This is a genomic window from Gordonia sp. (in: high G+C Gram-positive bacteria) (assembly GCF_052106715.1).
In the GTDB taxonomy this organism is placed as follows: Bacteria; Actinomycetota; Actinomycetes; order Mycobacteriales; family Mycobacteriaceae; genus Gordonia.
On sequence record NZ_JBQEDL010000068.1, the window covers coordinates 1 to 8,035 of the forward strand.

An 8,035-nucleotide genomic window follows, 5' to 3' on the forward strand; every position below is an offset into this window, starting at 1 on the left:
ATGCGGTGCCGGTAGCGTCGTTGCGGTGTTGGCTGAGCTTGCGATCGTACCGAGCGCACCCGTCGTGGTGCCCGAATTGTCTGGGCCGGGTGCGTCCGAAGCCGTCGAGGTCCGCTGTTCGGTCGTCGACGCGGCACAGTCGCTGAGATCGAAGGCTCGGCGATGGGTCGCGATCGGCATCGACGGCCCGGCCAGGCGATTCTCGGCGTACGGCGCCCGTGTACCGGTAGCTGCGCGGCCCGGCGACGACGACACGGCGATGCCGTTGTCGATGCTCATCGCCTGCTGGTGTCGGGGTCAGGTCGCACCATCGGTGAAACTCGATCCCGTCGTCGTCGACACGGGCACCGCGTCGGCCGACACGCGCCGGATCGGTGCGGCGCTCGGCGCGAGGATCGCCGTCGATCCGGAACCGATCGGGGTGCTCGTGGTCGCGGACGGTGCCACGATGCTGAGCGAGTCAGCGCCCGGCGGCGGGGACCGGGAGAGGGCGCACCGCCTCCAATCGGCCATCGACGCAGCGATCGGCGACGGCGAGGTCGGCGCCCTCGCCGCGCTCGACCGCCAGAACTGCGAAGCGGTCGGCGTCGAGAGTCTCCCGGTGTTCGAGGTGCTGGCAGGCCTGTGGGGCGACGCACCCGTCGACGTCGACCTGCGCTATACGGGCGCGCCGTTCGGGGTCGGTTACACCGTCGCGACGTGGCATCGCGGCGGAGATCGGTCATGACTGTTCCGATCGCGGTGGTCGGCCCGACCGCCAGCGGGAAGTCGGCGTTGGCAATGGATCTCGCGGAACGTCTCGGCGGCGAGATAGTGAACGTTGACGCAATGGCGCAGTACCGCGGGATGGACATCGGCACCGCGAAGCCGCCGGTGGCCGATCGCCGTGGCATCGCCCACCACCTGTTCGATGTCCTCGACGTCACTGAGACCGCGACCGTCGCAGGGTACAAGGAGGCGGCCACCGCCGTCGTCGACGAGCTGGTAGCCGCCGGGCGTGTTCCAGTGATCGTCGGCGGATCCATGATGTACGTCCAAGGTCTGCTCGACGACTGGGCGTTCCCGCCGACCGACCCGAAGGTGCGGGCGCGATACGAGGACGACCTGGCCCGAATCGGCGCCCGAGCGCTGCACGCGAGACTCGCCGCCGCCGACCCGGCGGCCGCTCGTACGATCCTCGACTCGGACGGCAGACGCATCGTCCGCGCACTCGAGGTGGTGGAGATCACCGGAGAGCCGTTCGCGGCGTCGGCTCCGACGATTGGCGAGCCGAGGTGGGGCACAACGATCCTCGCCGTCGACCGCGATCGCGCGGAACTCGACGCACGGATCTCGGCACGCACCACACAGATGTTCACGGCCGGGTTCGTCGACGAAGTCGTCGGTCTGTGCAGACAGGGACTCCGCGAGGGCAAGACTGCGTCCCAGGCCATCGGCTACGCACAGGTCCTCGCATACCTCGAGGGCGAATACGGACTCGAGACCGCGCAGGAGCGCACGGTCATCGGCACCCGGCAGTACGTGCGCCGACAACGGTCGTGGTTCCGACGAGACCACCGGGCGATCTGGCTCGACGCGGCGTCCCCGACGCTTCTCGACGACGCATTGGCGAGCATCCAACGGGTAAAATAGGAAGCATGACTGCAGCGCCCACGTTCGGGTTCGTCAAAGGCCACGGAACCCAGAACGACTTCGTCGTCCTCGACGATCCCGGTGTCCGTCTGGGACTCACCGAAGAGCTGGTGGGCGCACTGTGCGATCGGCGGCGCGGGATCGGCGCGGACGGGGTGCTCCGGGTGGCGACCGCGGGAGCCCTGGTGTCGGGTGGCGTCCTTGCGGCACTGCCGGACGGGGTCGGCGCAAGCGACTGGTTCATGGACTATCGCAACGCTGACGGATCGATCGCCGAGATGTGCGGCAACGGTGTCCGGGTGTTCGCGCACTACCTTCGTGTCGCCGGGCACGTAGACGCCGACACCTTCACCGTCGGATCGCGCGCGGGCGCGCGACCGGTGGTCGTGCACTCCGTCGACGCATCTGCGGCCGACGTGAGTGTCGCGATGGGGCACGTCGCGCTGGACGGACCCAGCGAGGTCGAGATGGCAGGGTACCGATTCACCGGGGAGCGCGTCGACGTCGGCAATCCGCATCTCGCGTGCGTCGTCGACGGACTGACCGTCGCCACCCTCGCGGGCCTCGACTTCGGCACCGGCGCGGTCGTGGATCAGGCCGCGTTCCCACACGGCGCGAACGTCGAGATCCTGACTCCGCTCGAGCCGTCGGACGCCGGAGTCGACTTCAGCGCCCAGATGCGCGTCCTGGAGCGGGGCGTCGGAGAGACCCGTTCGTGCGGAACGGGTCTCGTCGCCGCAGCAAGTGCCGCATTGCACGGAATAGGGCGCGATCAGGGTGTCGTTGGCATCACTGTGCCCGGCGGGTCGGTGGTCGTGACAGTCGGTGACAACTCGGCCATACTACGGGGCCCGTCACGACTCGTGGCACGCGGTGAGACGCTGCCGGAGTGGATCGCCGGATAAAAGGACGTGCATCGTGCCTGCTCGACGGGGCACAATGGTGTTACGTATGACTGACATGACACGAATCGACTCTCCGTCCCCGTACACCGTGGACGACGACTCCCGGCGGCCTGATTCCCCGCACACTGATCCCCACCACGCACTGGACCTGTCGGATCTCCCGACCACCGGTGAACTCGCGCTCGACGACCGTGCATCACTGCAACGCGTCGCCGGGTTGTCCACCGAACTGGACGACGTCACCGAAGTCGAGTATCGGCAACTGCGACTCGAACGAGTGGTACTCGTCGGGGTCTGGACCTCCGGCACGGCCGCGCAGGCACGCGCCAGCATGGCCGAACTCGCAGCGCTCGCCGAGACCGCGGGCTCGCAGGTCCTCGAAGCGCTTTTCCAACGACGTTCCAAACCCGACTCGGCGACATACCTCGGATCCGGGAAGGCGCACGAACTCCGTGAAGTGGTCCTGGCGACCGGGGCGGACACGGTGGTGTGCGACGGAGAACTGACGCCTGCCCAACTGACCGCGCTGGAGAAGATCGTCAAGGTCAAGGTGATCGACCGGACCGCGCTGATCCTCGACATCTTCGCGCAACACGCGACGTCGCGTGAAGGCAAGGCTCAGGTGTCGCTCGCCCAGATGGAGTACATGCTGCCGCGCCTGCGCGGTTGGGGTGAGTCGATGTCCCGGCAGGCGGGTGGCCGTGCCGGAAGTAACGGCGGCGTTGGCCTGCGTGGACCCGGTGAGACCAAGATCGAGACCGACCGACGTCGCATTCGTGAGCGGATGGCCAAGCTTCGCAAGGAGATCCGCGGCATGAAGACGGCGCGTACCGTCAAGCGTGCGGCCCGTCGCCGCGGCGGAGTGCCTGCGCTCACGGTGGTCGGTTACACCAATGCTGGCAAGTCGAGCCTGGTGAACGCGATGACCGGGTCCGGCGTCCTCGTACAGGACGCGCTGTTCGCGACGCTCGATCCGACGACGCGTCGAGCCGAGCTGGCGGACGGCCACGAGGTGGTCTTCACTGACACCGTCGGATTCGTCCGCCACCTTCCGACACAACTCGTCGAAGCCTTCCGATCGACCCTGGAGGAAGCGGTCGACGCTGATCTGCTGCTCCACGTCGTCGACGGGGCCGACCCGTTCCCGAACCTGCAGATCTCGACGGTCCGCCAGGTGCTGCGCGAGGTCCTTGACGAGGACGATCTGCCCGCGCCGCCGGAGCTGCTCGTCATCAACAAGCTCGACGCAATGGACGACACGCGGGTCACCACGCTGCGGGCCGAGTTCCCCGAGGCCGTCTTCGTGTCCGCGCGGACAGGGGAGGGTCTCTCGGAACTCTTCGCCGCCGTCACCGAGTTCGTGCAGCGCGACGACATCGAGGCGGACCTGCAGGTCCCGTTCTCGCGCGGTGAGGTGATCTCACGGCTTCATCAGCACGCGCATGTGATCGCCACCGATCACAACGAGGAAGGCACCCGCCTGCACGTGCGGATGCCTTCATCGCTGGCCGGGGAGTACGCCGACCTCATCGTCTGAGGGCCGGGTACAGCTAGTCGGCGTCGAGATCCTTGGCTACGAGCGCCGCGATCTGGTCGACGGCCCCCTGATCGTCGCTCGACACAGTGACCGACGCGCCCTTCTCGGCGCCCAACGTCATGATCATCAGTGCGCTGCCCGCGTCAACAGGATCGCCACCGTCGGCGGCGAGAGTCACGGGGGTGCCCAGCGCCGTCACGGCTTCGGCGATCAGGGTGGCGGGACGGGCGTGCAGGCCGACGGCCGAGCCGACGGACACGGTGGTGCTTGGCATGGTGGTGCCTTTCTACTTCGGAGACGTTCGATCGGGGAGTATCAGGTCAGGCGGACGCGGTTTCGAGGGGCTTCTCCGGTTGGCGGGTCGTGATCTGTTTGGTGGCGATCACGCCGATCGCCGCGACCGCCGTGCCAACGACAATAGCGATCAGGAACTTCCACCAGGTGCCGTTCATTGCGAACATGACGAAGACGCCGCCATGGGGCGCTCGCAGTTGGACGTCCAGCGCCATCGACAGCCCGCCGGTCACCGCGCCGCCGAGCATCATCGGCGGGATCACGCGTAGCGGGTCGGCGGCAGCGAACGGGATGGCGCCTTCGGAGATGAACGACGCGCCGAGCAGCCAAGCGGCCTTACCGTTCTCACGTTCGGGCTGCGTGAACAGTCCCGGGCGCACCACGGTGGCGAGGGCGAGGGCCAGCGGTGGCACCATGCCCGCAGCCATCACAGCCGCCATGAACTCCCACTGCGCCACACCGGCGCCCGCCGCTCCGAGTCCGGCGACGCCGACCGCGTACGCGGCCTTGTTGACCGGTCCGCCGAGGTCGAAGCACATCATCAGGCCGATGATCACGCCGAGCACCACCTTCGAGGTGCCTGACATCGAGTTGAGAGCATCTTCGAGCTCGGTGTTGACCCACGACAGCGGACGCGACAACAGCATGAACATGATCGCGCCGGTGACGAGTGTTGCGATCAGTGGGATGATGACGACCGGTTGCAGCCCGCGTGCCCACTGCGGCAACGGTATCCGGGAGATCCAGAGCGCCATGACACCGGCGATCAGGCCACCGACGATGCCGCCGATGAAACCGCCGCCGACGGTCACCGCGATGACGCCCGCGGTGAAGCCGGGTGCGAGACCGGGTCGGTCGGCTATCGCGTACGCGATATAGCCGGCGAGGACGGCGACCATGAGGCTCATCGCCGTCGAGCCGATCGCGAAGCTCACCCCGCCAATGTACTGTCCGAGCCCGCCGGCGGGCAGGTTCCACAGGCTGTTGTGCAGCGCGACGTACGCGCCGTCGGACATGTCGGGAGAGAGTGTGCTGCTGCCGATCTCGTATCCGGCGATCAAGAAGCCGAGAGCCATCAGCAACCCGCCCGCCGCGACGAACGGGATCATGTAACTGACACCGGTCAGCAAGGCCTGCTTGAGGCGGCCGCCGATCCCGATGCCCGTGCCCTCTGCCTCATCGGCGCGGTCGGCGGCCTCGCCCGCGGAGACGGTGCGTGCGTGCGGATCGGTGGAGGCGCCGACCGCTTCGGCGATCATCGTGTCCGGCTCGTTGATTCCGCGCTTGACTCCGGACTCGACGAGCGGCTTGCCGACGAATCGATCTCGCCCCTTGACCCCGACGTCGGTCGCGAAGATGACCGCGTCCGCGTCGGCGAGCTGTTCGGCAGTGAACGGCGTGGTGCCCGATGATCCCTGAGTCTCGACCGCGAAGGCGACGTCGGCACGCTCGGCGGCGAGTTTGAGCGCGTCGGCAGCCATGTAGGTGTGGGCGATGCCCGTCGGGCACGCGGTGATCGCGAGGATCGACGTGCGCTGCGATGTGTCGGTCGCCGTCTTAGGTGTCGACGTCCCCGACGCGGTCTGCGCTGCCGGGGCGTCGGCAGGCTCGGGTTTCGTGGCGGGAGTCACCGCCTCGGTTACGAGTGCTACCACGGTGTCGTCGTCGGGCGCGTCGCGCAGGCTCTGCACGAAGGCAGGTCGGACCAGCGCGCGAGCCAGGGCGCTGAGTACCTTCATGTGCTCGCTGCCCGCGCCCGCGGGGGCGGCGATGAGAAACACGATGTCGGCCGGGCCGTCGGCGGCCCCGAAGTCGACCGGGCTAGCCAGTCGAGTCATCGCGAGGGTTGCGACGCTCACCGACTCCGCGCGTGCGTGTGGAATCGCGATACCGCCCGGCAGTCCGGTCGGCGAACTCGATTCGCGGGCGAGTGCACCGTCGACGAGGTCAGTGGGATCGGACGAGCGTCCGTCTTCTCCGACGAGGCCGGCAAGCCTGCGGATGACGGCTTCGGCGTCTGCGCCCGCGTCGGCGTCGAGCAACACCAATGAGGGGGTGATGATGGGTTCGGACATGGCCTCTACCTCTGGTCGTGGGGCGGGGTTCTCAGGAGAGTCGGGTCACCGACACGGCGGACTCGTCGATGAGATCGGGTGTCGGTGGGGTGGTGCCGGGAAGTGCTGCGGCCGCCGAACCGTAGGCGACGGCGAGTCGCAGGCGGGCGGGTTCGTCACCGTCCCGCTGTTCGGAGATCAGGTATCCGGCAAGGGCTGAGTCGCCTGCGCCGACGGTGCTGCGGACGCGGACGGCGGGCGCTGTGGCGAACCACACGCCGTCGCCGGTCGTCAGGAGCGCGCCCGAGCCACCCAAGGTGGTGAGGACAGCGCCTCCGGTCGATGCGGCGAGCTGCGCCGATGCGTCTGCGGCGGCTGACGGATCGCCGTCCGCTGCGGACACCTCAAGCATCTCGGCGTCGGCTCCGGTCAGTTCGGCGAGTTCCTCTGCATTTGGCTTCAGAAGATCTGGACGTGCGTCCGCGACGAGGGTCAGCGGCGTTCCCGAGGTGTCGACTGCCACTCGGACGGCCAGTGGCGCGAGCCGTGCCACGAGGTCTGCGTACCAGGACGATGCGAGGCCAGGGGGCAGTGAGCCGCACAGCGTGAGCCAGTCTGCACCTGCGGCGAGCTCCACGACGGTGTCAGTGAGCGTGGCTGCCTCGTCGTCGTCGAGAGTCGCACCGGGCGCGTTGACCTTGGTGGTGACGCCGTCCGGCGCGGCGAGTGTCAGATTCACTCGGACATCGCCCGCGACGTCGACGGCGGCCCGCGGCAGGCCGACACGGTCGAGGTGGCCGACGAACGAATCATCTGGCCGGGCCGGAATCAGCGCGATCGCGTGCATGCCTGCCGCAGTCACCGCGCGTGCCACATTGACGCCTTTGCCGCCGGGCTGATCGCCTACCGAGCGCGTGCGATGAACGCCGCCGGGGTGTATCGGGCCGTCGAGTTCGATTGTCCGGTCGATGCTGGGATTGGCTGTGACGGTGAGGATCATGCGATGACCACCTCGATGTCGTGGGCGGAGAGGCTGGCGGCGAACGCCGGGTCGATCCCGTCATCGGTGATGAGAACATCGATGTCGTCGACGGTGCCGAAACCCGCAAGCTCCTGTCGATTCATCTTCACCGAGTCGGCGAGGACGACGACTCGGTCGCACGAGGCCGTCATGGCGCGTTTCACCGCGGCCTCGTCCACGTCCGGGGTGGACAGGCCGTGCGCCAAGGTGAGCCCGTTGGCTCCGATGAAGCCCACACTCGTGTGGAGACGGGCGATCGTGTCGATGGCGTCGGCTCCGACGGACGCCTGGGTCTTCGGGCGGAGTCGGCCGCCGATGAGGACGACGCTCGACCGCGGCAGACCGCTCAGGGTCGCAGCGATCGGCAGACTGTTCGTGACGAACTGGTGGCGAGCGTCGCCCCCGAGCGCGGCGGCGGCCGCGAACGTCGTGGTGCCCGCGTCGAACAGCACTGCCCCGCCTGCGCTGGGCAGGAACTGTTGCGCGGCCTTCCCGATGGCACTCTTCTGAGGTCGGCGGGTGATCTCGCGCTCGGAGAGGTCCGGCTCGTCGACGACCGCCGCGACGTCGAGGCGTACGGCACCGCCGTGGA

At 68.2% G+C, this 8,035-nt stretch carries 8 protein-coding genes; 4 read left to right on the forward strand and 4 right to left on the reverse strand.

What is annotated here, in order from left to right; all coding sequences use genetic code 11:
• The 4 genes from ACTIMF_RS18825 to hflX all read left to right on the forward strand — a co-directional run.
• On the forward strand, positions 1–727 hold a 727-nt coding region (locus tag ACTIMF_RS18825), incomplete at its 5' end, for a hypothetical protein (RefSeq protein ID WP_442351811.1).
• Entirely contained in the window at positions 724–1,632 is a 909-nt protein-coding gene (gene miaA / locus ACTIMF_RS18830; RefSeq protein ID WP_442351812.1) for a tRNA (adenosine(37)-N6)-dimethylallyltransferase MiaA, read from the forward strand. The genes ACTIMF_RS18825 and miaA, both read left to right, overlap by 4 nt.
• 5 nt (positions 1,633–1,637) lie before the next feature.
• On the forward strand, positions 1,638–2,537 hold the full coding sequence (dapF, locus tag ACTIMF_RS18835; RefSeq protein WP_442351813.1) for a diaminopimelate epimerase: 900 nt from the start codon (positions 1,638–1,640) through the stop codon (positions 2,535–2,537).
• A 46-nt stretch (positions 2,538–2,583) separates the two neighbouring features.
• The gene (hflX, locus tag ACTIMF_RS18840; RefSeq protein ID WP_442351814.1) at positions 2,584–4,074 is read left to right on the forward strand and encodes a GTPase HflX; all 1,491 of its coding nucleotides are present in this window, start codon (positions 2,584–2,586) and stop codon (positions 4,072–4,074) included.
• Positions 4,075–4,087: 13 nt separating this feature from the next.
• On the opposite strand, the gene ACTIMF_RS18845 is transcribed toward hflX, so the two are convergent.
• The 4 genes from ACTIMF_RS18845 to ACTIMF_RS18860 all read right to left on the reverse strand — a co-directional run.
• Positions 4,088–4,348: an HPr family phosphocarrier protein gene (locus ACTIMF_RS18845; protein ID WP_442351815.1), complete on the reverse strand. Its 261-nt coding sequence runs from the start codon at positions 4,346–4,348 to the stop codon at positions 4,088–4,090.
• 46 nt (positions 4,349–4,394) lie between these two features.
• Positions 4,395–6,443 (reverse strand): PTS fructose transporter subunit IIABC, encoded by a 2,049-nt coding sequence (locus tag ACTIMF_RS18850; RefSeq protein ID WP_442351816.1) that lies wholly within the window; start codon positions 6,441–6,443, stop codon positions 4,395–4,397.
• 31 nt (positions 6,444–6,474) lie between these two features.
• Positions 6,475–7,422 (reverse strand): 1-phosphofructokinase, encoded by a 948-nt coding sequence (locus tag ACTIMF_RS18855; protein ID WP_442351817.1) that lies wholly within the window; start codon positions 7,420–7,422, stop codon positions 6,475–6,477.
• Positions 7,419–8,035 (reverse strand): DeoR/GlpR family DNA-binding transcription regulator (locus ACTIMF_RS18860; RefSeq protein ID WP_442351818.1); only part of this gene is annotated, 617 nt, incomplete at its 5' end. The genes ACTIMF_RS18860 and ACTIMF_RS18855, both read right to left, overlap by 4 nt.

Excerpts from the sequence above, each read along its gene's own strand:
- hflX (WP_442351814.1), top strand. The coding sequence starts at position 2,584 with ATGACTGACATGACACGAATCGACTCTCCGTCCCCGTACACCGTGGAC.
- ACTIMF_RS18855 (WP_442351817.1), bottom strand. The coding sequence starts at position 7,422 with ATGATCCTCACCGTCACAGCCAATCCCAGCATCGACCGGACAATCGAA.
- ACTIMF_RS18850 (WP_442351816.1), bottom strand. The coding sequence starts at position 6,443 with ATGTCCGAACCCATCATCACCCCCTCATTGGTGTTGCTCGACGCCGAC.
- dapF (WP_442351813.1), top strand. The coding sequence starts at position 1,638 with ATGACTGCAGCGCCCACGTTCGGGTTCGTCAAAGGCCACGGAACCCAG.
- ACTIMF_RS18845 (WP_442351815.1), bottom strand. The coding sequence starts at position 4,348 with ATGCCAAGCACCACCGTGTCCGTCGGCTCGGCCGTCGGCCTGCACGCC.
- miaA (WP_442351812.1), top strand. The coding sequence starts at position 724 with ATGACTGTTCCGATCGCGGTGGTCGGCCCGACCGCCAGCGGGAAGTCG.